This window comes from Dysgonomonas mossii, from assembly GCF_004569505.1.
Classification (GTDB): Bacteria; Bacteroidota; Bacteroidia; order Bacteroidales; family Dysgonomonadaceae; genus Dysgonomonas.
Map to the genome: position 1 here is coordinate 214663 of NZ_SPPK01000003.1, position 22626 is coordinate 237288.

Below are 22626 nucleotides of genomic sequence, written 5' to 3' on the forward strand. Positions count from 1 at the left end.
ATGATTGGATTTTTTTTTAGGCGTTGTAGATATGATTCGCAGAATGAAATTAAAGTATAAAATATTATTATTCCTGTTGTCCGGATTTATAGTTTGGACAATAGCGATACAATTTCAAACCTATACTTATCCCGATAAAAAGGAGCTGAATCTTCGATTAAATTATCTCGAACGAGTAATCAAAGAACCTTTAGCCTCTCATTCTGAAGTTATGCTTTTAGGGAGGGAAAGTTATGAGTTTATGTTATTTTCATATTCTTATTCTACTTATGCCTTTACTAATTTGGCTGTTAAAGATTCTACATACAAAGAACGGGTTCTACCTACTATAAAGGAAAGTATAATAAAGGTTCTGGATAATAAAATAACCTCTTTTTACAACGTACCAGAAAACTTTACCGAGCTGGATTCTGTTCCTGATTACTCGGTGTTATATTTAGGACATTTAAACTTGATGCTTGGCTGTTATCGATTGCTTTCTGATGATACCACATTTGATAATCTGAACGATAAAATAGCCAAATCCCTTTACCTTCGGTATCGGAAGACTCCATTTCTTAATCTCGAATCTTATCCGTCGGCAATATGGATACCCGATAATACGGTTGCTTTAGCTTCATTGGCTCTTTATGCTCATAATACTGGAAGTGGATATGATTCTGTGTGTAGAGATTGGGCGCAATATGCTAAAGCTCATTATATAGATAAAAAAACAAGGGTATTATGTTCTACCGTTAATCCTTTGACCGGAGAATTTGGTGAAGAGCCTCGAGGTTCGATGTTGGGGTGGAGTATCATGTTTATATACCAGTTTGACCCTGTATTTGCTGTCGAGTTATACGATGCTTATAAGAATTCGTTCAGTAATGAATTCATGATTTTCAGACTCTTTAAAGAGCGATATCGGAGTAGTGAGATAAGCCTCGGAGATATTGATTCAGGTCCTGTGCTTTTAGGCTATAGCATTCCTGCAAACGAATTTGCTCTAGGTGGAGCAGTGATAGCGAAAGACTTTAAAACGGCTCGAAAATTGCAGCGATTGATCAACTTTGGTACTTCTAGCTCGGATGAAAATGGGGAACTGAAATATAATGTACGTTTTGTAGATATGAATATTAGTCCGATGGCAGACGCTTTGGTTTTAAATTCATTAACTATAACGAGATGGATTAAAGATTGATATTGCAAGTTGCACTGAAACAATTTAAAAAAGAGTTACCTTTGTAGCCTTTTATGGATTAAATATAATAATGTCGAAAAAAGATATATCAATACTTGTAACAAAATATGAGCAGTCGGTAGAGTCGGGCAAGCCTATTTATCTTGATGCAGACGAATTTGACGAACTGGCAGAATATTATGATTCTCTCGAGAAAACAGATGTAGCAAGGAGGATTGTTGATGCCGGACTGACGATACATCCGGCTAATAGTTCTTTGCTGGTGAAGAAGGCTAAGTTTGCAGTCTACGACGGTAAATATGCAGAAGCTTTAGAGATCATAAATATGTCGTCATCAGAATATGACTTTGATCTGTATCTGCTTAAAATAGAATGTTACCTCCAGCTGGAGCTTTATGTGGAAGCATATAAGCTGACCGAAGAAATGCTAGAGAAAGAAGAGGATGAAGATCCTGAAACAATCTTCGCCGAGCTAGGATTTCTTCATGTTGAGGCTGACTGTTTTAAAGAGGCTGTTTCTTACTTTGAGGAAAGTCTGAAGCATAATCCCGAAAATACAGATGTATTGTCTGACCTGGCCTATTCGTACGAAATGCTCGATAATTTTGATGCAGCAATAGAGACTACAAATAAAATTCTGGATATTGAGCCGTATACGTATGAGGCTTGGGTTAATCTGGGGAAACTATATTCTCTCAGAGAGGAGTTTGAGAAGGCGATAGATGCCTTTGACTTTGCTCTTACGATTAACGACTCGGATGACAATGTGCTGAAGTTAAAAGCTCACTGTTTGTCATTGACCGGAAGAGCAGAAGAGGCGATTGAGATTTTTAATGAACTATTGCAAACGAGTTCAGGGGATATCTCTATATATTTCCTGTTGGCAGAATGTTATCAGTCTCTTGATATGTTTGACGAGGCCTTGTCGGCTCTGGAAGAATATGAAAAGTTGAATGGAGAGACTTCTGAATCTATTTCGAGAAAAGCATACGTTTTTCTACAGCAGAAAGAATATAATAAGGCTTCACAAATAGTGAAGAAGGCACTGGCTTCAAATCCTGACTTTTTTGACTTGAATATGATTGCAGGGGAGATTGAGTTTAAGCAGGAGCATTATGATAAGGCAAGAGAATATTACTTAAATATCTATACTGAGGATAACGAAAATTTTCATCTGACCGACAGGCTGGCTCTGGTTAGCATCAAGGAAGAAGATTATGAGAAAGCAGCTTATTATACAGAAAAGCTATTAGACCTCGATCCCAATAATCTGGCAGTGAAAGAGCGGTTGGCTTTGCTCTATTTTGAGATGGACGATAATGAGCATTTCAATGAAATACTGGATCAGTTTACCGATAAGGAGCTTCTTTCGTTGTTTCAGCTTATCTATATTCCGCAAAATCCGAACTTATTTGATAGAGATACTTTGATAATTTATCTGAATAAAGCTCGTGAGGCAAGAACCCTATTCAAAAATTTGAAATATTAACATTTTTCGATCATTGTATATAGTGTATTATTTTTCAGATTATTATCTGTCAAGTATAATGATAAAGAATAGCGAATTGAAGGATTGTAGGGAATTTTTTATTCCATTTATTTGGTAAATAAATATTTTCAACTACCTTTGCACTCGCTTTGATAAAGCAACAGGGAGATTCCGTAGCTCAGCAGGTAGAGCACATCACTTTTAATGATGGGGTCCTGGGTTCGAGCCCCAGCGGGATCACTAAAAAAAGCCTTTCAGAAATGAAAGGCTTTTTTATTTTTGCTCTATAATAGCTGTTTCAGCGAGCTAGCCCTTTTCAAATATCTCATTTGTCATTTAAAGGATAACCAACATAAATATTTTCTCATCAGAAATTATAGCATCCTTCCCAAACATCAAAAGGTAATATGACATAGAAGTTTCAAGATCGTAAAAAAATAAAATAGCTCTTTAGTAAGAGCAAAAAATGATGTATCTTTGTGCGCATTAAATAAACATCCCTTACTTATCTATATTTATGCACGAAAAAATCATTATTCTTGATTTCGGGTCACAAACCACCCAACTTATTGGTCGCAGAGTAAGAGAACTCAATACATACTGCGAGATAGTGCCTTACAATAAATTTCCATTCGGAGACGAAACTGTAAAAGGAGTTATTCTTTCGGGGAGTCCATTTTCGGTAAACGACTCTGATGCGTTTAAACCTGAGCTTAGTGAAATAAGAAAAAACTATCCTGTTCTGGGTATTTGTTACGGAGCACAATATTTGGCTTATACATCGGGCGGAAAAGTAGAGAAAAGCGACTCTCGCGAATACGGGAGAGCTCATCTTGCCAAAATAGACTCTTCAGAGCCTCTGTTTGATGGAATACAAGCAGGCACGCAGGTTTGGATGTCGCATGGAGATACTATAACATCTCTTCCTCACGATTTTAAAACTATAGCCAGTACAAGTGATGTAGAGGCTGCTGCATACAAAATAGATGGAGAACCGACATGGGCTGTACAATTTCATCCCGAAGTTTTTCATACAACAGATGGTACACGTTTGTTGAGTAATTTCTTGAATATATGTAAGATGAAGCGCGACTGGTCGCCTGCTTCTTTTATAGATACGACTGTCGCAGAACTCAAAGAGCAATTAGGAGACGACAAAGTGATACTTGCACTCTCGGGAGGAGTAGACTCGTCAGTAACGGCAGTCCTTTTGAATAAGGCAATCGGTAAAAACCTTACGTGTGTGTTTGTTGATCATGGCTTGCTTCGTAAGAATGAATTCGAAAATGTTTTGAAAGATTATGAGCATCTTGGTCTTAATGTGATAGGTGTTAATGCTAAAGATCGTTTCTATAAAGCTCTTGCAGGTGTTACTGATCCAGAGCAAAAGCGTAAGATAATAGGTAAAGGCTTTATTGATGTTTTTGATGAAGAAGCACATAAACTCACTGATATAAAATGGTTGGGACAGGGTACTATTTATCCTGACATTATAGAATCTTTGTCGATAACAGGAACGGTAATCAAATCGCATCATAATGTTGGAGGTTTACCTGAAAAGATGCACTTGAAGTTGGTAGAACCTCTTCGCCTGTTATTTAAAGATGAGGTACGTCGTGTAGGTCTTGAGCTTGGCATGAAGGAAAATCTTATCAAGCGTCATCCGTTCCCGGGTCCGGGTCTTGGAATTCGTATTCTTGGCGAGATTACTCCCGAGAAGGTCGAGATTGCTCAGAATGCTGATGATATCTATATCTCTATGCTACGCGAATGGGGTCTGTATGATAAAGTATGGCAGGCCGGAGCAATATTATTGCCAATCCGTTCGGTGGGAGTAATGGGCGATGAACGTACCTATGAGAATACAGTCGCTTTACGCGCCGTAACTTCTACAGATGCTATGACTGCCGACTGGGCACACTTGCCTTATGAGTTTTTAGCTAAAGTCTCTAATGAGATTATCAATAAGGTGAAAGGTGTAAATCGTGTCGTTTATGATATATCTTCAAAACCACCGGCAACTATTGAGTGGGAATAAGATATTGACAAAATATAAAAAAGGACTTCAATTTGAAGTCCTTTTTTTATGTCATATACGAGAGTCTTTTATTCCTTTTCTAACAAAACTTTGTCTATAGCTTCTTTTAGGGCATTTTTAGGGAGGGCACCTTGTGCCATCTGTGGCGTTCCGTTCATCGGGATGAATAGTAGGCTTGGTATACTTCTGATTCCAAATAGAGCAGATAACTCAAGCTCTGCTTCGGTATCTATTTTGTAAATATATATTTCCCCATCATATTCTTTTGCTAATTCCTCCAAAACAGGAGCTACAGCCTTACATGGTCCACACCAGTCTGCGTAAAAGTCAATTAACGCGGGTTTGTCTCCCAAGTATTTCCATTCGTTCGGATTGGCTTCATAATTAGCCACTTTCTTTAAGAAATCTATTTTGTTTAAATGTATTGTTTTCACTTTGTTTTCTGTTTTAGCAGGTTCCTCTGTCTTGCTACTGTTAGTTTGAGCATAAGTTGTAAGCGAGATTCCTGCGATCAATACTAGTAATAATAATCTCATTCTATTTATATTATTTTTCTTTGTTTATTTCTTTCGATCCGGCATATTGCTGATTCTCATCTATCTGGCAATATCCTGTTATGCAGCAGGAAGTATTCACTGCCACGATAAAGATACCTAAAATAAATTGCAAAGAATGAGTAGCTACCCACTTCTTTATATACCGTTTCATCATTTTTTCTTTTTCTAAAAACAGCTACAAATATAATATGTATTTTCCTTTAGAATATATTTCTATGGTTAAATAAAATGAATAATGATATGCAGAATTTGATAGCGATTAAATTGTAAGAGGATTTAAAAAAGATAAAAAACAAATAAGTTTTAACTCCGTTTTTCGAAGCCAAAATAAAGATTCATCACACTTTCATTTATTTTTTTCTATCTTTGTTTTCTTATAATTGATTCATAAAAACATCTAAACTATATAAATACTGTGTCAAAAAAGGTAGCTGAAACCCCACTGATGAAACAATATTTTGAGATCAAGAGCAAGCATCCTGATGCTATATTATTGTTCAGAGTAGGAGACTTTTACGAAACATTTTCGGATGACGCTATCGATGCTGCCGAGATATTGGGAATCACGCTTACGCGTAGAGGAAACGGTACTGCTCAGTTTGTAGAATTGGCAGGATTTCCACACCATGCATTGGATACATATTTGCCAAAGTTGGTACGTGCCGGAAGGCGTGTCGCTATTTGTGACCAACTGGAAGATCCTAAGCAAACGAAGACCCTTGTAAAGAGAGGTATTACCGAGCTTGTTACCCCCGGGGTCTCTATTAATGATAATATACTAAATCATAAAGAGAATAATTTCCTTTGTGCCATTCACTTTGCAAAGAATACCTGTGGAGTTTCTTTTTTGGATATTTCTACCGGAGAATTTCTCGTTGCAGAGGGTACAAAAGAATATATAGATAAACTACTTACAAACTTTTCTCCTAAAGAGGTGCTCTTAGAGAGAAGTAAGAAAAAAATGTTTGAAGAGTCGTTTGGCTCTCGTTTTTTTATTTTCGAGCTCGACGATTGGGTGTTTACCGAAGATACAGCAAAAGGTCGCCTTTTGAAGCATTTCGAAACCCGCAATCTGAAAGGTTTCGGTGTAGAGCATCTGACAAACGGAGTTATTGCTGCAGGGACAATTCTTCATTATCTGGATGTTACTCAACATACTCAGATAGGGCATATAACATCTCTCTCTCGTATAGAAGAGGATAAATATGTACGTTTGGATAAGTTTACAGTGCGTAGTCTTGAGATTATCTCAACGATGAACGAAGGAGGCAAAAGCCTGTTGGACATCTTGGATAAGACAGTCTCTCCGATGGGTGCACGCATGCTTCGCCGTTGGCTTGTATTTCCGCTCAAAGATGTAAAACCTATCAATAGCCGCTTGTCGGTTGTGGAATACTTCTTTAAGGATATTGAACTGAAAACTTTGCTCGAAGAACAGCTTGCGTTGATCGGAGACTTGGAACGGATTATATCTAAGGTTGCCGTAAACAGAGTTTCTCCGCGCGAAATCGTTCAACTCAAGGTGGCATTGAAAGCGATAGAACCGATAAGAAATGCGTTTTTGGCTTCGGACGAACCAAGTCTGAGAGAAATAGGAGAAAGGCTCAACCCTTGTCCGGTGATACATGATCGTATCGAAAAAGAAGTGCAACCCGATCCCCCTTCTTTGATTAATAAAGGAAATATAATAAGAAAAGGAGTAAATCCCGAACTGGACGAACTTCGAGATATAGCCTACTCCGGAAAAGATTATTTATTAAAGATACAGCAACGGGAAACTGAAGTTACAGGCATATCATCCCTGAAGATTAGTTTTAATAACGTATTTGGCTACTATATCGAGGTCAGAAATACTCATAAAGATAAAGTCCCTGAAAGTTGGATACGCAAGCAAACGTTGGTAAATGCAGAGCGCTACATTACTCAGGAACTGAAAGAGTATGAAGAAAAGATACTGGGAGCCGAAGAGAAAATTCAGGCCTTGGAATCTAATCTATTCAATGAGCTTGTCCTTAGTATTGTAGAGTATATACCCGCAATACAGGCAAATGCAAGCCTTATTGCTCAGACCGATTGTTTACTTTCTTTCTCCAAAGTTGCAAAAGAGAATAAATATATCCGTCCCGAGATAAATGATACGGATGTTTTAAAGATAAAGAACGGTCGACATCCCGTAATAGAGAAGCAGTTACCGCTTGGGGAGAGTTATATTGCCAATGATGTATCTCTGGATAGTAACAAGCAGCAGATAATAATAATTACCGGGCCTAATATGGCGGGTAAGTCGGCATTGCTTCGTCAAACTGCACTTATTACACTGATGGCACAGGCCGGAAGTTTTGTCCCTGCCGAATCGGCTCAAATAGGATTGGTGGATAAGATATTTACTCGTGTAGGAGCTTCTGACAACATCTCTGTAGGCGAATCTACGTTTATGGTAGAGATGAATGAAGCTTCTGATATTTTGAATAACTTATCACCTAAAAGCCTTGTTTTGTTTGATGAATTAGGGCGCGGAACAAGTACCTATGACGGTATTTCTATTGCATGGGCTATTGTTGAGTACATTCACGAACATCCTAAAGCAAGAGCAAAAACCTTGTTCGCAACGCACTATCATGAGCTGAACGAGATGGAAAAATCCTTTAAGCGGATAAAGAACTTCAATGTTTCGGTTAAAGAAATAGACAATAAAGTTATATTCCTCCGTAAACTTGTTCCCGGAGGGAGTGAACATAGCTTTGGTATACATGTGGCTAAGATGGCGGGAATGCCTCAAAGCATTGTTAAAAGGGCGAATTCGATATTAAAGCAATTGGAATCGGATAATCGCAAACAAGGTATATCGAAACCGATTAAAGATATTAAAGAAAACAGAGAGGGGTATCAGCTAAGCTTTTTCCAACTTGATGACCCTGTTCTCAGTCAGGTAAGAGATGAAATTAAATCATTAGATGTAAACAATCTGACACCAATGGAGGCTCTAAACAAACTGAATGAGATAAAAAAAATAGTATCCGGTAAATAGGAGAAAATATACTCTAGATACGTATAACTTTATAAAATAATAAGAAAATTTGCTGATCAAATTCATAAATAGAATCTGATAAATTCAAACTATTGCAAAACTGTACTTTAGGTAGTTTTTCTTTCAATAAAAAAACTATATTCGTCAAGTTTTTTTGTTTCTTTGTGTTTTAGAATAAATTAAATAACAGCTATTTCTGTAAAATAATGAATCGCAAAAAGATATTGGTCACCGGTGGTGCGGGATTTATTGGTTCACATCTTTGTGAAAGACTTTTGAAAGATGGGAATGAAGTTTTATGCTTAGATAATTATTTTACAGGCTCAAAAGATAATATCATACATCTTTTAGATAATCCATATTTTGAATTAATCAGACATGATATAGTTCATCCTTTTCATGCAGATGTAGATGAGATATACAATTTGGCTTGCCCTGCTTCTCCTGTACATTATCAGTACAATGCGATAAAAACTATAAAAACGTCTGTGGTAGGAGCCATCAATATGCTTGGTTTGGCAAAACGCCTGAAGGCAAAGGTGCTTCAAGCTTCTACAAGTGAGGTATATGGCGACCCCAATGTACACCCTCAGCCCGAATCTTATTGGGGGAATGTAAATCCGATAGGAATACGTTCTTGCTATGATGAAGGAAAGCGTTGTGCCGAGACCTTATTTATGGACTATCACCGTCAGAATGGAGTGAGGATAAAGATTGTACGTATATTTAATACTTACGGACCTCATATGAATCCCAATGATGGTAGAGTTGTATCTAATTTTATTGTGCAAGCACTCAAGGGAGAAGACATTACGATATATGGTGATGGCACTCAGACCAGAAGCTTTCAGTATGTAGATGACCTTGTTGAAGCGATGACCCGAATGATGGCGACCGACGACTCTTTTATTGGTCCTGTAAATACAGGAAATCCGGGAGAGTTTACAATGCTTGAACTTGCAACCCTCATTCTCGAACTTACAGGTTCAAAGTCGAAACTTATATTTATGCCTTTACCTAGTGATGATCCTAAACAGAGAAGACCCGATATAACTTTAGCAAAAGAAAAGCTAAGCTGGGAACCGAAGGTGCAACTGAGGGATGGATTGATTAAAACGATTGACTATTTTGACAAAATCTTAACATAATGTGTTATAATAATGAATGCAATTTACAAAACAACAAAACTATTAGCTGTAATGCTTCTGCTAGCAACAGCCGGAAATGCACAAGATAATGTAGCAATTGTAGGAGTAAGAGCCGGGATAAACCTTTCCGGACAAGATGGAGTGCCAAGAGGTGAGCTGGACAGTTATGCCAAAGTTGGCTTCAATATAGGCGTGACGGTAGATTTCAGATTATCAGATAAAATGTATTTGATAACGGGTATGGAATACACAGTAAAAGGTTCTAAAGGCAAAAAATATGTAGAGGCGACATCAGATGCTCCGGGTCACTATTTTATTAATAACGATAAGCCTGCTTATTTACAAATACCGCTTCATGTAGGTTACCTCTGGCCTATAAACAGGGATTTTCGTCTGATGTTTCATGCGGGACCTTTTATGGCATATGGCATAGGCGGTAAAACGCATTGGACATATGTTTATGACGATAAAGAGTTTAGAAAAAAAGAAGACTTTTTCGGTATTGGTGTCGGAAAATTTGACTGGGGATTAGGAGGCGGTATTAATGCCGAATACGACAGATATGTTTTGGCTATAGGGTACGATCGCGGATTGAGAAATTTTGCACCCGGATATAATGATGGAAAAGCCAGAACAAGAAATATGTATATTTCAGTAGGATACTTATTTTAAACGCAAACAGGATTGTGAAACTCAATAATCATTCCTGCCTATAACTAGGCGAGGACAATTCATTTGGATTTTTAGGAGTGCACTAGAAGGCAGATGTTACAAGCGGGATAAAGAAGATTCGGAAAATTGGATGAAGCTTTTCCAGGATAATCGTTTTTTCTCTTCTTTAATTTTTTCCCTATAAATAGAGATCTTTTTTTCATCCGAAAAGAATTCCAATACAGCTTTGGCAATGTCTGTATTGGTTGCAGTCGGTGCTACTACCCCAATTTGAGCATCTTTTACACTATTTCCTAGTTCTCCTACATTTGTCGCTATTATAGGGAGTTCCATCTGTATGGCAATCGCAGTAACCCCACTTTGTGTAGCAGACCGATAAGGTAATACTAAAACATCTGCTGCCGAGAAAAAAGTGGCGACCATATTATCCGGAATATATTGCTCGAATACTTTTATATTATCCTTTAATCGAGACTTCTCGATAAGTTTTTTATACTTTTCAAAATCGCCATAGCTTTCTCCTGATATGATAAGTTGGAAGCTATCGTCAAGATAGTCCATTGCTTCTATAAGTAAGTCGAGGCCTTTATATTCTCGGATGAGACCAAAAAATAAAAGATTCTTTTTGTCACTTCTTATTCCCAGTTTATCGCAAGCTCGCTCTTTTTCTATCGTTTCGCCATAATTATCATATATCGGATGCGGATGTAAAAATATATTTGCCCCTTTGCAAAGCGATAATACATCTTTCCTGACTGTTTCACTTAATACGATGAAAGCATTACATCTATTGAAAAATAGTTTTGTAAGAGGCTTATCTATAACTCGTTTTTCGTGAGGAATCGCATTATGTACAAGTGCTACTATTTTTATCTGCTTGTTTAGCATCAGGCAAACGGAGCTGTAGGCAGGCACCATAAATGACATCCAATAGGAGATGATCAGTATGTCAGGCTTGTATTTATTTATTTCCTTTGCTGTTTTTATATAGCTGAAAGGGTTTATGCTATTCAGCGTACGACAGCTTTCTATATCCGAATATTCATTGTCCGGGACATACTGGCTTTTTCCCGGGAATAGAAAATTAGGGTATAATGTTGTAAATGAAAATGCCTTCACCTCATTGTTTCCCGATAGCCCTCTGTAGAGTAATTCGCTAAATTGGGCAATTCCGCCTCTGTAGGGAAAAAATGGTGATAGGATAGCTATTTTCATGATTCTTTTTTATTCAGTTCTTTATGGATACGGGATACGACCATATCTTCCGAAATTCTCTCTAAGCAAGCATAATCTTTTCGTTGGCAGGGTAGGTCTCCATATACCGAGCAGGGTCTACATTCAATATCTATTTGAATAGCATTGTCTAAGTCTTGATTGAAGCCATAAAATCCTAAAGACGGGTGTGTTGCACCCCAGATTGATATTACGGGAACCTGAACAAGAGAAGCCAGATGCATATTTGCAGAATCCATTGAGAGCATTACATCCAGATATGATATGAGCATAAGCTCTCTTTCCAGATTTAATTTCCCCATTGTATTTACTGTATTTGGATACATTTTAGCCCATTTAGACAGAACTCTATCTTCCTCTTTCCCTGCACCGAACAGAAATATAGTAATATTCCCTTCTTTGGATAGTTTCTCAATCACTTTTTCCATTTTTTCCAGAGGGTATATTTTGCCCTTATGCTTAGAAAAAGGAGCAATTCCAACCCATTTCCCGGTTTTTTCGGTAGCGATAGCCCTTAAGCTAGAAAAGTCTTTGGGTATAAACTGTAATACATTCGTAAAAATCATGGGAGCAGGAAATCCCAAATCGTCAAATACTTTTTGATATCGTTCGATAGTATTTTTTAAAGGGGGCTGTAAGTTCTTATTAGCAATCATTTCTCTTTTTTCTTTACGCCCTTTGTCTATATAAGCCACTTTACGTCCTGTCATTTTCATAAAGAAACGGATGGCTTTAGATCTCAGAACATCATGTTCGTCGGCGACATGAGAAAAGCCAAGAGTTGCAACCCTCCTGATTATTCTGAACATTCCCACTATGCCCTTGTGTCTGCCGGTAACGTCTACCGGAATAACATTAATGTTGAAGCCTAAGTTTTCGAATAGAGGGGCAAAAGCTTTACGCGTCATTACCGAAAAACGGTCTTGAGGATACTTTGCTGCAACAGAAAAAATGACAGGTACAAGAATTGCAACATCCCCAAACGAGGAAGTGCGTATTACTAATACTTTAGCCATAATTGCAAAATTAGTGTTAGGTTATTTTGATTCTTTTCCATATAAAACAGGATTAAGAGCAGGGTCGTTATACATTTTCATTTGCTTGTATACCTTCATATACTTGTTTCCTGCTTCTATGTCCTCTAATAATTCTTCAATAGCTGTGGATAAATCTTCACGCTGGGCTAACAGTATATCTAATTTTTTAGAAACCTGTTCGTGATGATTTGCATCCGAATCTTTTCTGTCTACCTCTTGCTGCATGTGATATATTTTGAGAGCAAGTATCGATAAACGGTCGATAGCCCATGCCGGGCTTTCTGTATTGATACGGGCATTTGGTTGTATCTTTATGTCTTTATATTTATCAAGGAAATAGCTGTCGATTAATTCAACCAAGTCAGTTCTGTCCTGATTAGACGTATCTATTCTTCTCTTTATTTTTAGAGCTTCTGTTGGGTTTATTTCAGGGTCGCGAATAATGTCTTCCAGATGCCATTGAACTGTATCAATCCAATTTTTCAGGTACAGGAAATACTCGATACTTTTTTCTTCAAACGGGTTGTTTATTGGAGTATCAACATGATCTGCCTTATGGTAATCATTTATTACTTGCACAAAAATGGAATTACTTAATTCGGTAAAAGTCATGATCTAGATTTTTAGTATTACTTATTTATTAATTTATTTTTTACTCGCCCACGTTTCCCTATCCAAATTTCGGTAATTTATTGCTTCTGCCAAATGTTTTGAATGAATTTTTTCAGAATTATCTAGATCCGCAATGGTTCGAGACACTTTTAGTATCCGATCGTATGCTCTTGCTGATAAATTGAATCGATCCATTGCTGTTTTTAATAATTGCAATCCCTCGTTATCGGGTGAAGCATATTTAGCGAGCATTTTGGGTGTCATCTGAGCATTACAGTAGATGCCTTCTTCATTCTCGAAGCGTTTCCTTTGGTGTTCTCTAGCAACAATTACCCGCTCTCGAATAACGTTGCTTGCTTCAGCAGGTGTTTTATCCGATATCTTTTCAAATGGAACTGGTACTATTTCTATATGGATATCTACCCGGTCGAGTAATGGCCCCGATATCTTATTCAGATATTTTTGTACTGCTCCATTGGGGCAAACACATTCTTTTTCGGGATGATTGTAGTATCCGCATGGGCACGGATTCATCGAAGAAATCAGCATAAAGCTTGCAGGATACTCCACTGTAAACTTTGAGCGTGATATGGTTATTCTTCTATCTTCAAGCGGCTGTCTCATTACTTCGAGCACACTCCGGCTGAACTCGGGCAATTCGTCAAGAAATAATACTCCGTTGTGAGCCAAACTTATTTCCCCCGGCTGAGGATATGCCCCGCCTCCAACCAGTGCTACATCAGAAATTGTATGATGTGGACTGCGGAACGGACGTTGAGCCATCAGTGCTGTTTCTGTGCCTATTTTTCCGGCTACGCTGTGTATCTTTGTTGTTTCAAGGGCTTCATGCAGGGTGAATGGTGGTAGGATGGAAGGCATTCGTTTAGCCATCATCGATTTCCCTGCACCGGGAGGACCGATCATAATGAGGTTGTGACCTCCTGCTGCGGCAACTTCCAATGCTCGCTTTACGTTTTCTTGTCCTTTTACGTCCGAGAAGTCGAAATCGAATAATTGTTGGGCATTATAGAACTCGGTGCGAGTATCTACGATTGTTTTTTTCAGATCGTGATCTCCATTAAAGAAGTTCACTACCTCTTTGATGTTGTCTACACCATATACCTCGAGATTATTTACAACTGCTGCCTCCCGTGCATTCTTATTCGGCAGTATAATTCCTTTAAATCCCATTGTTCGAGCCATTATGGCTATCGGTAAAACACCTTTAATGGGGAGTATGCTACCATCGAGAGAAAGTTCTCCCATTATTATGTATTCTTCAAGTTTGTCCGGCTTCACACTGTCTGATGCCGCTAATATTCCTATAGCTAAAGGCAGATCGTAAGCTGTGCCTTCCTTGCGTATGTCGGCAGGAGACATGTTTATGACAACTTGTTGTCTTGGGAATTTGTATCCGTTTACTTGCAATGCCGAAATAATACGTTCATGACTCTCCTTCACTGATGCATCAGGCAGTCCAACCAGCATGAACTTAATTCCCTTCGAGCAGTTAACTTCTATGGTGATAAGTGTAGCCTCTATTCCTTGAACAGCAGCTCCAAAAATTTTGACCAACATCTATTGTATTGTATATAGTAGTAAAGTTGTACTTTTATTAGTACTACACAAATATAAGGAAAAAAAAGGAATCCTTAAGTGTTAACGACTATTTGCCGGAATCAACCAGCTCATCCATCTTTTTTATTAAAGCGGTAACGGGGAAATCTCTGTCGGTTATATTACCCGAAGGCGATATAAGTACATTGTATGGTATCTCGCGTATATAATAAGTATCGAATTCCTTTGCAGACCATCCGCCTTTTACGGGTATGATAGTCCATTTTACAGAATCTGTGAAACTCTTTGATATAGGTTCATCTTCTATATCTTTGATTATGGATATGAATTCGATATTCTTTTTCTGTTTCTTCAATTCGTTATAAACCTTTAGGGCATCCTTTTTTTCTAACTTGCACACTTCACAAGTTGTAGAAGCAAATGTTAATAGCACATATTTCCCTTTAAAGTCGGACAGCTGTACATTTTTTCCATTTGCATCTTTCAGGTTGAAAACAGGTGCGATTGCTCCTACCGATGATCTTTTTACTTTATCTCTAAATTGTTTTAGGTCGGCAGTTAGCTGGAAGTCAACCGCTTTTCCTTTTAGTAAAGCAAGATTTTCATCGAGGCGGGGAATAGATGATTCGTCTTTGAAAAATGTGTTGATTAACATCACGCTTGCTATCTTTTCCGGATTTGTTTTTATATAGTTAGCCGCAATGTTAGATAATTCGAAGTTTATATTCTTTAATTCTACTACGTAGTCTTTAACTTTGAGCGTATCATTGTTGTCTGAGTTTTTTCTGTCGGCAGCAATCAAGATGTCCGCCCGATTCTTTAGCAACTCTTTGTTTTGATTCTTAAATGTTGTGAGGTCATCATTCACATCTCCACCCTTCACGTTTATCAAGTCGGGGTATAATGCATCTCCTTTTAGTTCTACATCCCATCCTTTGTTTACAAGTATGTAGGTGCTTTTTGTATTCTGGTTGAAATAAAGGGACATTTCTGTAAGGGTGTCAACTGCTCCTTTGAACGAAAATTCTCCTTTTGCATTTATCGGAATTGTATCTATAACAACGGAGTCGCCGACTTCATGAGACATTAGGAAATAATTCCCTGTAAGATTCTCCAGTTTTCCGGATATCTCATATTTCGATGTCGCTTTTTTGTCACAGGATATCATTACTGTAGCGCAAAGTGTAACGATTCCTATGTAGCGTAATGCATTATAGATAGACATTCTTCCTGATTTTGTTAAGTTATATATCTTCCCCTTGATATTTTGAACGTGTAAAGATACTATTTATTATTTAAACGTTTAAAAAAATAAAATTGTTCTAAAAAAAACTAATTTAAGGAAGGCTGATGAACTTGTTTCTTCCTGTTAAAATAGATTCGGACTGAAAAAGAGTCGTTTATATTCAGAATATTTGAACTTTAACCCTTGATCTTTTTCTTATTATTGTCTTTTCTTTCCCTTATCTGGTATACTATTATATGCTCTTTGTAAGAAACGAAAACATTTAAAATCATTATCTTTGCTCGTAAAAAACAAATTGATATTGTATGAAATCATTCGGTTCTCTTTTTTTCCTTCTTATAAGCATATTGTTTCCTATGAAATCTTATAGTCAAGAAATTCCTTTATCTCTCGAAGACCTTATTCCGGGAGGTAAAACGTACAGCAAGTATCGTGCCGAAATGCCTCGTCGGGTAAGTTGGGCTGGTGATAAACTTACCTACGTTAAGGGGGATTCTATCATGATAGCACCTAATACGGAAAAGGAAACAGCTCAGGTTTTACTTACAGTTAAGGATATTAATGCCAATAGTGGTTTGGGCGAAGGAGAGAGCGTTAAGAGTTTAACTTACGTTCAGTTTGTTTCTGCAACGTCAAACAATTTGATGATCGTTTCTCCCGAAAAGATCTATTTGTACGATTTTGTAAATAAGAAGTTGGCAGGAACTTTTTCTTCTACAGAAAAAATGGAGAATCACGACCTGTCAGATAAAAGTAACAATTTGGCATACACGATAGAGAATAATCTTTTTGTACAAACTCCTGACGGGAAAAAGTATGATGTCACAACCGATACTGACAAGGGTATTGTAAACGGACAATCTGTCCATAGAAATGAGTTCGGAATAAATAAAGGCACTTTTTGGTCTCCTAAAGGGAATCTTCTGGCTTTTTACCGTATGGACGAAACAATGGTGACAGATTATCCTTTGGTTGATGTTTCGACTCGTATTGCTCAACTGAAAAATATAAAATATCCGATGGCAGGAATGAAAAGCCATCATGTCACAGTCGGCGTTTTTAACCCTGCAACTAAGGAAACAGTATTCCTTAAAACAGGTACACCGAAAGAAAAATATCTTACAAATATATCTTGGAGTCCCGATGAAAAGAGTGTTTATATAGCAGAAGTAAACAGAGGCCAGGATACATGTGTGCTAAGAAGCTACGACGCTTTGACCGGAAAACTGCAGACGACATTATTTACAGAGACTCATCCGAAATATGTAGAACCAGAAAATCCTGTTCTGTTTTTGAAAAATGATCCGAATAAATTTATTTGGCAAAGTGAACGTGATGGGCACAATCATTTGTATCTGTACGATACTAGCGGTAAGTTGCTAAAACAAATCACTACGGGAAATTGGGATGTCACTTCTGTTCTCGGGTTTGACGAAAAAGGAGAAACTATATTCTACGTATCCACCGAAGAAAGCCCGATAGAAAGGCATATTTATAAGCTTACTCTGAAAACAGGGAAGAGAGAAAAACTGTCGAAAGAAGAAGGTGTGCACAATGCCATGCTGAGTGCTTCGGGAAAATACGTATGTGATATTTATACTTCACAAAACAATCCTGGTAAAGCAGGCGTTACGGAGACTAAAACAAATAAAACCTATATCTTTCATACAGCTAAGAATCCTTACAAGAATCTGGAGTTGCCTGAAATTACGTTAGGTTCGTTGAAGGCCAATGATAATAGTACTGATTTGTATTATCGCATTGTTAAGCCTCTGAACTTTGATCCGAACAAAAAATACCCTGTAATAGTTTATGTCTATGGAGGTCCGCATTCGCAATTGGTAGATAACTCATGGCTGGGTCAGGCGAGGGGTTGGGATATATATATGGCCGAAAAGGGATATATTGTTTTTACAATCGATAACAGAGGTACAAGCTATAGAGGGATAGATTTTGAGAATATCACACATCGCAGACTTGGTGTTATAGAGACTCAGGATCAGATGACAGGTGTTGAATACTTGAAATCTTTGCCTTATGTAGATACTGACAGGATAGGCGTTCATGGATGGAGTTTCGGTGGTTTTATGACTCTCAATCTGATGCTTCGTCATCCCGAGACTTTCAAGGTAGGTGTAGCCGGAGGCCCTGTTACCGACTGGAAATATTACGAAGTGATGTACGGCGAACGATATATGGATAGTCCACAGGTAAATCCTGAAGGATATAAAGAAACAAGTATGGTAGCACGTGCGGGAGATCTGAAAGGACGCTTGATGCTTATACATGGAGATGAAGACCCGACAGTAGTGATGCAGCAAAGCCTGCAATTCCTAAATTCTGCAATAAAGAAAGGAACACATCCCGACTTCTTCATCTATCCGGGGCATGGTCACAATATGATAGGGCGTGATAGAGTGCATCTGCATGAGCATATAACTCGCTATTTTGATGATTTCTTGAAATAACTGATAAGTAAATGACAATAACCAGAACTGATTCGTCCAATAAAGATTTTATCGAGCTTATACCATATCTCGATGCGGAACTAGACGTAATGGATAGGGAGGCTCATACGATATGCAGTCAGTATAACGGTGTGGAAGCTATAAAAAATGTCGTTCTTGCTTATTCGGAAGGAATAGTTGTCGGGTGCGGAGCAATCAAAAAGTACTCGGAAGATACGATGGAAGTAAAACGAATGTTTGTAAGACCCGAGTGTCGCGGCAAAAGGATTGCTTCAAATGTCTTGAAAGAATTAGAAGCTTGGGCTTTAGAGTTGGGGTATTCTACATGCATTCTCGAAACCAGTTGTAAGCTCTCCGATGCGATAAGACTTTATGAGAAAAGCGGCTATATGCAAATACCTAATTATGATCAATATGAAAATGTTGATACTAGTCGATGTTTTTGCAAAAAGCTGAAATAAATACCTCGAATAGAAATTGACTCGAACAGATACATTTCATTCTAATAATTATCTATTAATAGAAGTGTGGATATGAGGGGAGTCTCTTGAAAGGTTATTTGTAATTTTGATAAAAAAGGTAACAAATGAAATCAACGAAAAAGGTGTTACTTTTGTCACTTTTTAGTATTTAATAAATTTAGAATAAGGTACATGTACAAAATAAGTAAACAGTTCTCTTTTTCGGCCTCACATATTCTTAAGGGACTCCCTCAGGAGCATCCTTGTTCCCGATTACACGGGCATAACTATGTTATTACCGTGCATTTGAAGTCAAAGGAATTGAATCAAGTAGGCTTTATAAAAGATTATAGAGAACTAGACAGTGTAAAGAAATATATTGACGAGAAACTCGACCATAGACACTTAAATGATGTTTTGTCCTTTAATCCTACGGCAGAAAATATTGCCCGATATCTGTATGATATATTTGTGGCGGATATTCCTGAGTTGTATGCTGTAGAAGTTTCTGAAACACCAAAAACGACCGCAATATATGAAGCTGATAGTAAATGAGATATTCTACTCCTTGCAGGGAGAAGGGGGGCGTAGCGGAGAGGCTTCTATATTTATAAGGCTTACAAAGTGTAATCTCGCTTGCAGCTTTTGTGATACAGACTTTGCCGACGGCGATGTGATGACTATAGATGAAATACTGGAAGAGATAAAACAGTATCCTTGTAAGTGGATTATATGGACAGGAGGAGAACCGACGATCCAACTTAAGGATGAATATCTTGCTGTTTTCAGGAAGCACGGCTATAAACAAGCAATAGAGACAAATGGTACGCGCCTTGTGCCATCGTTGATTGATTATATTACATGTAGTCCCAAGCAAGACTATGAAACGATAAAAAGCAGGATTCCTGTAGTAAACGAAATAAGAATTCCTGTTAAAGTAGGTGATACAATTCCCGATGCTTCCATTTTTCCAAAGGCGGACAATTATTTTTTAAGTCCGATTTTTGATGGAGACAAAATCAACTTGGAGAATGTAGACTATTGCGTAGAACAAATAAAGTTGAACTCACAGTGGAAGCTGAGCTTACAAGTTCATAAGCTTATACATATCGAATAATGGAGAAGTTTGAACTCGATATACTAGGCTGTGGCTCGGCTACTCCAACTACTCTGCATAATCCTTCATCGCAAGTGTTGAATATAAGGGATAAGCTCTTTATGATAGACTGCGGGGAGGGTACACAGTTGCAGTTTAGGAGAAGCAAACTGCGTTTTGGAAGACTGAATAGTATTTTTATATCCCATCTGCATGGCGACCATTGTTTTGGCCTTATCGGGCTGATCTCTACACTGGGGCTGCTTGGGCGTACGGGTGACATTACGATATATTCCGTAGCGGGACTGGAAGAAATATTGCGCCCCGAAATTGACTTCTTCTGTAAGGATAATCCTTTCCAGGTGAAGATAGAAACTTTCGACCCTAAAAAGAGTGAGCTAATATATGATGATCGTTCTGTTTCGGTGACTACAATTCCCCTGAAGCATCGTGTTCCATGTGCCGGATTCCTTTTTCGGGAGAAGCAAAAGGAGGCGCACTTGATTCCCGAGATGATAAAATTCCATAATATCCCCATTCGGGAATTAGCTAATATAAAGAAGGGTGCTGATTTTATAACAGAAGAGGGTAAGGTTATTCCTAACTCGCATCTGACAATTCCTTCCGAGCCTGCACGTTCTTATGCTTATTGTTCAGATACAGCTTACAATGAAAAGATAGTGCCTATTATAGAGGGTGTAGACTTGCTTTATCATGAGGCTACCTTTGTAGACGAAGATGCTGCAAGAGCCAAGACAACAGGTCACTCTACTGCTTCTCAGGCTGCACAGATAGCAAAGTTAGCAAATGTAAAAAAAATGATGATTGGTCATTTCTCGGCACGATATCCTGATAATCAGATTTTGCTGGATGAAGCAAGGAAAGTTTTTCCGAATACAATTCTTGCTAACGAAGGGTTACGTGAAAAATTGTAAAAACAAGGTTTTTTTTATTCTATTTTATTCTTTTATAAGCTTTAATATCTATATTTGTGTTTATTAGGAGTATGATTAATGGCAGGAATTAGAAAAATATTATTCATTGCGTTGTTTGCAGGGCTCTCTTTATCAGCCAATTCGGCTAGGGTAGGGTTTCCTTCAGACCCATTTCGTACTGCCGGTGAACAGCAAGATAATACGATGACTTTGGAGGTTGTGATCAATGGTATCTCTAAAGTTACAATGGAAAATATTCCAACGACCGGCTATCTTGAAGTTTATAGTATATTGGGTGTAAAGGTAAGAAGCATAAACCTTAGGACATATCTGGGTGTGTGCAATATCGAACTTCCTAAAGGTATATATATATTAAAAGCCGGAAAGGTCGCCCAAAAAGTAATAGTGAAATAAGTTTTGGCTTATTATATTTATTTAGTGAAGGCAGTAAGATTTCTTACTGTTTTTTTTATTTTAATAAAATGACAAATAGGGTGTTAGCCTTTTTATGTCAGCTTCTGTAAACTCTTCGAGTAAAGACAATCGGTCCAAAGATTCTATTTTGCCTTTTCGTTCTCGTATATCTATAATGATTTTGGCTCGTTTGTATTTGATATATGGGTGTTTATTCAATTCTTCAAAAGAGGCTGTGTTGACTTTTATCTTTTTAGTATTGGGCGTGATTTTCAGATATGGTATGATTTTGTTAAATAGATCATCATCCATCCCCCATACTTCCTTCAACTGATTCAAGTTGTTGTATCCACCCAGTAGATTGCGGTATTTTACTATCCTGTTGGAAAAAGCACTCCCTATGCCGGGTATCTTCTTTAGATCAGTAGTGTCGGAACTATTTATCTCTATTGTTTCACCGGTTTTTAACTTCTCCTGATGAGCGTATTCAGTGTAATGTGTGCTGTCTTTCTGTATATGATTTTCTTGTGGATAGGAGTTTGTTGAATCCCTGTCTTTTAGTTTTTCTATAAATGCTTCAAATTCTCTTTCTGATTCGGGACAGATGGTTTTATCATTCTCTTTCTGAATGGAAACGAGAATGTATATTCCACCAGAGATAACGATAAGGATTAGTAATAATATGATTGCTATCCTATCTCCTTTATGGATGTATAAATAATCCTTCCAACTCATGTATTATCTACCGCTGAGGCTTTCTATCAGGGTATTTATGTTTGAGGTAAACAGGCTTACTGATATTGCCATTACGATGACTCCAAAGAATTTACGCAGCACATATACTCCTCCTAATCCCAGCAGCTTTTCTACTACTTTCAGATACCTAAGTACAAGAAATACAATTATCATGTTAAGAAATAAGGCAATAATTATATTCGATACATCATAATCTGCACGCATGGATAGCAGTACAGTAAACGTTCCCGGACCGGCTATTAAAGGAAACACAATCGGAACAAGAGTCTTTGATCCTCCCGGTGCATCATTCTTGAATATTTCGACCCCAAATATCATTTCTATCGAGATGATAAATATGACCAATGCTCCTGCAACGGCAAAGGATGAAACTTCTACATTGAACATGTTGAGCACCCATTTGCCCACAAATAAGAAAGCTGTCATTATTATAAAAGAATAGATTGCAGCTTGCAGCGGGTTTATGTCTCTGCCTTCTCCTTTGAACCCAAGAAATATAGGAATTGATCCGGATACATCGATTAGTACGAAAAGCACAACGAATGCGCTCAGTATTTGTGTTATGTCAATATTAAAGTCCATAGTATTTGCTTTTTTAGGATTACACAAAGGTAAATAATTTTTGATGCATCAAAAAAGTTAAAGAGAAAATAGTATGCAGGCTAAATATGTTTTATA

General features: G+C 37.7%; 21 protein-coding genes and 1 tRNA gene. 13 read left to right on the forward strand and 9 right to left on the reverse strand.

Annotation, left to right across the window (positions count from 1 at the left end):
• Positions 1-43 precede the first annotated feature (43 nt).
• From E4T88_RS18285 to guaA, 4 genes are all read left to right on the forward strand, one after another.
• A complete protein-coding gene (locus E4T88_RS18285; RefSeq protein WP_228093884.1) occupies positions 44-1180 on the forward strand; it encodes a hypothetical protein in 1137 nt (378 codons plus the stop codon).
• Positions 1181-1250: 70 nt separating this feature from the next.
• Positions 1251-2669, forward strand: a complete 1419-nt coding sequence (locus E4T88_RS10855; RefSeq protein WP_135105464.1) for a tetratricopeptide repeat protein — start codon at positions 1251-1253, stop codon at positions 2667-2669.
• Positions 2670-2836: 167 nt separating this feature from the next.
• Positions 2837-2909 (forward strand) — tRNA-Lys (locus E4T88_RS10860).
• Between the two features lie 277 nt (positions 2910-3186).
• Positions 3187-4707 carry a glutamine-hydrolyzing GMP synthase gene (gene guaA, locus E4T88_RS10865; RefSeq protein ID WP_135105465.1) on the forward strand — a complete coding sequence of 507 codons (1521 nt, stop codon included), beginning with the start codon at positions 3187-3189 and terminating at the stop codon, positions 4705-4707.
• A gap of 68 nt (positions 4708-4775) precedes the next feature.
• Here the strand turns inward: guaA and trxA are convergent, their stop codons facing one another.
• Together trxA and E4T88_RS17980 are read right to left on the reverse strand one after the other, a co-directional pair.
• The gene (gene trxA / locus E4T88_RS10870; protein WP_135105466.1) at positions 4776-5243 is read right to left on the reverse strand and encodes a thioredoxin; all 468 of its coding nucleotides are present in this window, start codon (positions 5241-5243) and stop codon (positions 4776-4778) included.
• Between the two features lie 10 nt (positions 5244-5253).
• Positions 5254-5418, reverse strand: coding sequence for a hypothetical protein (locus E4T88_RS17980; protein WP_167755448.1), 165 nt, complete (start codon positions 5416-5418; stop codon positions 5254-5256).
• A 291-nt stretch (positions 5419-5709) separates the two neighbouring features.
• On the opposite strand from E4T88_RS17980, the gene mutS reads away from it, so the two are divergent.
• The 3 genes from mutS to E4T88_RS10885 all read left to right on the forward strand — a co-directional run bounded on the left by mutS (position 5710) and on the right by E4T88_RS10885 (position 10112).
• Positions 5710-8292, forward strand: coding sequence for a DNA mismatch repair protein MutS (mutS, locus tag E4T88_RS10875; RefSeq protein ID WP_185146742.1), 2583 nt, complete (start codon positions 5710-5712; stop codon positions 8290-8292).
• Between the two features lie 206 nt (positions 8293-8498).
• The gene (locus E4T88_RS10880; protein ID WP_135105468.1) at positions 8499-9440 is read left to right on the forward strand and encodes a UDP-glucuronic acid decarboxylase family protein; all 942 of its coding nucleotides are present in this window, start codon (positions 8499-8501) and stop codon (positions 9438-9440) included.
• A gap of 12 nt (positions 9441-9452) precedes the next feature.
• Positions 9453-10112: a porin family protein gene (locus E4T88_RS10885; RefSeq protein ID WP_135105469.1), complete on the forward strand. Its 660-nt coding sequence runs from the start codon at positions 9453-9455 to the stop codon at positions 10110-10112.
• 96 nt (positions 10113-10208) lie between these two features.
• Here E4T88_RS10885 and E4T88_RS10890 read toward each other — a convergent pair whose 3' ends face one another.
• From E4T88_RS10890 to E4T88_RS10910, 5 genes are all read right to left on the reverse strand, one after another.
• Positions 10209-11327 (reverse strand): glycosyltransferase, encoded by a 1119-nt coding sequence (locus E4T88_RS10890; protein WP_135105470.1) that lies wholly within the window; start codon positions 11325-11327, stop codon positions 10209-10211.
• A complete protein-coding gene (locus E4T88_RS10895; protein WP_135105471.1) occupies positions 11324-12361 on the reverse strand; it encodes a glycosyltransferase family 9 protein in 1038 nt (345 codons plus the stop codon). The genes E4T88_RS10890 and E4T88_RS10895 overlap by 4 nt, the downstream gene beginning before the upstream one ends.
• 21 nt (positions 12362-12382) lie before the next feature.
• Entirely contained in the window at positions 12383-12994 is a 612-nt protein-coding gene (locus E4T88_RS10900) for a DUF4254 domain-containing protein (RefSeq protein ID WP_135105472.1), read from the reverse strand.
• 33 nt (positions 12995-13027) lie between these two features.
• Positions 13028-14572, reverse strand: coding sequence for a YifB family Mg chelatase-like AAA ATPase (locus E4T88_RS10905; RefSeq protein WP_135105473.1), 1545 nt, complete (start codon positions 14570-14572; stop codon positions 13028-13030).
• Positions 14573-14660: 88 nt separating this feature from the next.
• A complete protein-coding gene (locus E4T88_RS10910) occupies positions 14661-15797 on the reverse strand; it encodes a redoxin domain-containing protein (RefSeq protein ID WP_135105474.1) in 1137 nt (378 codons plus the stop codon).
• A gap of 326 nt (positions 15798-16123) precedes the next feature.
• Here E4T88_RS10910 and E4T88_RS10915 point away from each other — a divergent pair, with 326 nt between their 5' ends.
• From E4T88_RS10915 to E4T88_RS10940, 6 genes are all read left to right on the forward strand, one after another.
• Positions 16124-18286, forward strand: coding sequence for a S9 family peptidase (locus tag E4T88_RS10915; RefSeq protein WP_135105475.1), 2163 nt, complete (start codon positions 16124-16126; stop codon positions 18284-18286).
• Positions 18287-18297: 11 nt separating this feature from the next.
• Positions 18298-18747, forward strand: coding sequence for a GNAT family N-acetyltransferase (locus E4T88_RS10920; RefSeq protein WP_135105476.1), 450 nt, complete (start codon positions 18298-18300; stop codon positions 18745-18747).
• A gap of 192 nt (positions 18748-18939) precedes the next feature.
• Positions 18940-19302, forward strand: coding sequence for a 6-carboxytetrahydropterin synthase QueD (gene queD, locus E4T88_RS10925; protein WP_135105477.1), 363 nt, complete (start codon positions 18940-18942; stop codon positions 19300-19302).
• Positions 19283-19864 carry a 7-carboxy-7-deazaguanine synthase QueE gene (locus E4T88_RS10930; RefSeq protein ID WP_135105478.1) on the forward strand — a complete coding sequence of 194 codons (582 nt, stop codon included), beginning with the start codon at positions 19283-19285 and terminating at the stop codon, positions 19862-19864. The genes queD and E4T88_RS10930 overlap by 20 nt, the downstream gene beginning before the upstream one ends.
• Positions 19864-20778: a ribonuclease Z gene (locus E4T88_RS10935; RefSeq protein ID WP_135105479.1), complete on the forward strand. Its 915-nt coding sequence runs from the start codon at positions 19864-19866 to the stop codon at positions 20776-20778. The genes E4T88_RS10930 and E4T88_RS10935 overlap by 1 nt, the downstream gene beginning before the upstream one ends.
• Before the next feature lie 78 nt (positions 20779-20856).
• Positions 20857-21192, forward strand: a complete 336-nt coding sequence (locus E4T88_RS10940) for a T9SS type A sorting domain-containing protein (RefSeq protein ID WP_135105480.1) — start codon at positions 20857-20859, stop codon at positions 21190-21192.
• 60 nt (positions 21193-21252) lie between these two features.
• Here E4T88_RS10940 and E4T88_RS10945 read toward each other — a convergent pair whose 3' ends face one another.
• Together E4T88_RS10945 and E4T88_RS10950 are read right to left on the reverse strand one after the other, a co-directional pair.
• Positions 21253-21927 (reverse strand): ComEA family DNA-binding protein, encoded by a 675-nt coding sequence (locus tag E4T88_RS10945; protein ID WP_135105481.1) that lies wholly within the window; start codon positions 21925-21927, stop codon positions 21253-21255.
• Between the two features lie 3 nt (positions 21928-21930).
• Entirely contained in the window at positions 21931-22530 is a 600-nt protein-coding gene (locus E4T88_RS10950; protein WP_135105482.1) for a MarC family protein, read from the reverse strand.
• Positions 22531-22626 lie beyond the last annotated feature (96 nt).

Excerpts from the sequence above, each read along its gene's own strand:
- E4T88_RS18285 (WP_228093884.1), top strand. The coding sequence starts at position 44 with ATGAAATTAAAGTATAAAATATTATTATTCCTGTTGTCCGGATTTATA.
- E4T88_RS10855 (WP_135105464.1), top strand. The coding sequence starts at position 1,251 with ATGTCGAAAAAAGATATATCAATACTTGTAACAAAATATGAGCAGTCG.
- guaA (WP_135105465.1), top strand. The coding sequence starts at position 3,187 with ATGCACGAAAAAATCATTATTCTTGATTTCGGGTCACAAACCACCCAA.
- trxA (WP_135105466.1), bottom strand. The coding sequence starts at position 5,243 with ATGAGATTATTATTACTAGTATTGATCGCAGGAATCTCGCTTACAACT.
- E4T88_RS17980 (WP_167755448.1), bottom strand. The coding sequence starts at position 5,418 with ATGATGAAACGGTATATAAAGAAGTGGGTAGCTACTCATTCTTTGCAA.
- mutS (WP_185146742.1), top strand. The coding sequence starts at position 5,710 with ATGAAACAATATTTTGAGATCAAGAGCAAGCATCCTGATGCTATATTA.
- E4T88_RS10880 (WP_135105468.1), top strand. The coding sequence starts at position 8,499 with ATGAATCGCAAAAAGATATTGGTCACCGGTGGTGCGGGATTTATTGGT.
- E4T88_RS10885 (WP_135105469.1), top strand. The coding sequence starts at position 9,453 with ATGAATGCAATTTACAAAACAACAAAACTATTAGCTGTAATGCTTCTG.
- E4T88_RS10890 (WP_135105470.1), bottom strand. The coding sequence starts at position 11,327 with ATGAAAATAGCTATCCTATCACCATTTTTTCCCTACAGAGGCGGAATT.
- E4T88_RS10895 (WP_135105471.1), bottom strand. The coding sequence starts at position 12,361 with ATGGCTAAAGTATTAGTAATACGCACTTCCTCGTTTGGGGATGTTGCA.
- E4T88_RS10900 (WP_135105472.1), bottom strand. The coding sequence starts at position 12,994 with ATGACTTTTACCGAATTAAGTAATTCCATTTTTGTGCAAGTAATAAAT.
- E4T88_RS10905 (WP_135105473.1), bottom strand. The coding sequence starts at position 14,572 with ATGTTGGTCAAAATTTTTGGAGCTGCTGTTCAAGGAATAGAGGCTACA.
- E4T88_RS10910 (WP_135105474.1), bottom strand. The coding sequence starts at position 15,797 with ATGTCTATCTATAATGCATTACGCTACATAGGAATCGTTACACTTTGC.
- E4T88_RS10915 (WP_135105475.1), top strand. The coding sequence starts at position 16,124 with ATGAAATCATTCGGTTCTCTTTTTTTCCTTCTTATAAGCATATTGTTT.
- E4T88_RS10920 (WP_135105476.1), top strand. The coding sequence starts at position 18,298 with ATGACAATAACCAGAACTGATTCGTCCAATAAAGATTTTATCGAGCTT.
- queD (WP_135105477.1), top strand. The coding sequence starts at position 18,940 with ATGTACAAAATAAGTAAACAGTTCTCTTTTTCGGCCTCACATATTCTT.
- E4T88_RS10930 (WP_135105478.1), top strand. The coding sequence starts at position 19,283 with ATGAAGCTGATAGTAAATGAGATATTCTACTCCTTGCAGGGAGAAGGG.
- E4T88_RS10935 (WP_135105479.1), top strand. The coding sequence starts at position 19,864 with ATGGAGAAGTTTGAACTCGATATACTAGGCTGTGGCTCGGCTACTCCA.
- E4T88_RS10940 (WP_135105480.1), top strand. The coding sequence starts at position 20,857 with ATGGCAGGAATTAGAAAAATATTATTCATTGCGTTGTTTGCAGGGCTC.
- E4T88_RS10945 (WP_135105481.1), bottom strand. The coding sequence starts at position 21,927 with ATGAGTTGGAAGGATTATTTATACATCCATAAAGGAGATAGGATAGCA.
- E4T88_RS10950 (WP_135105482.1), bottom strand. The coding sequence starts at position 22,530 with ATGGACTTTAATATTGACATAACACAAATACTGAGCGCATTCGTTGTG.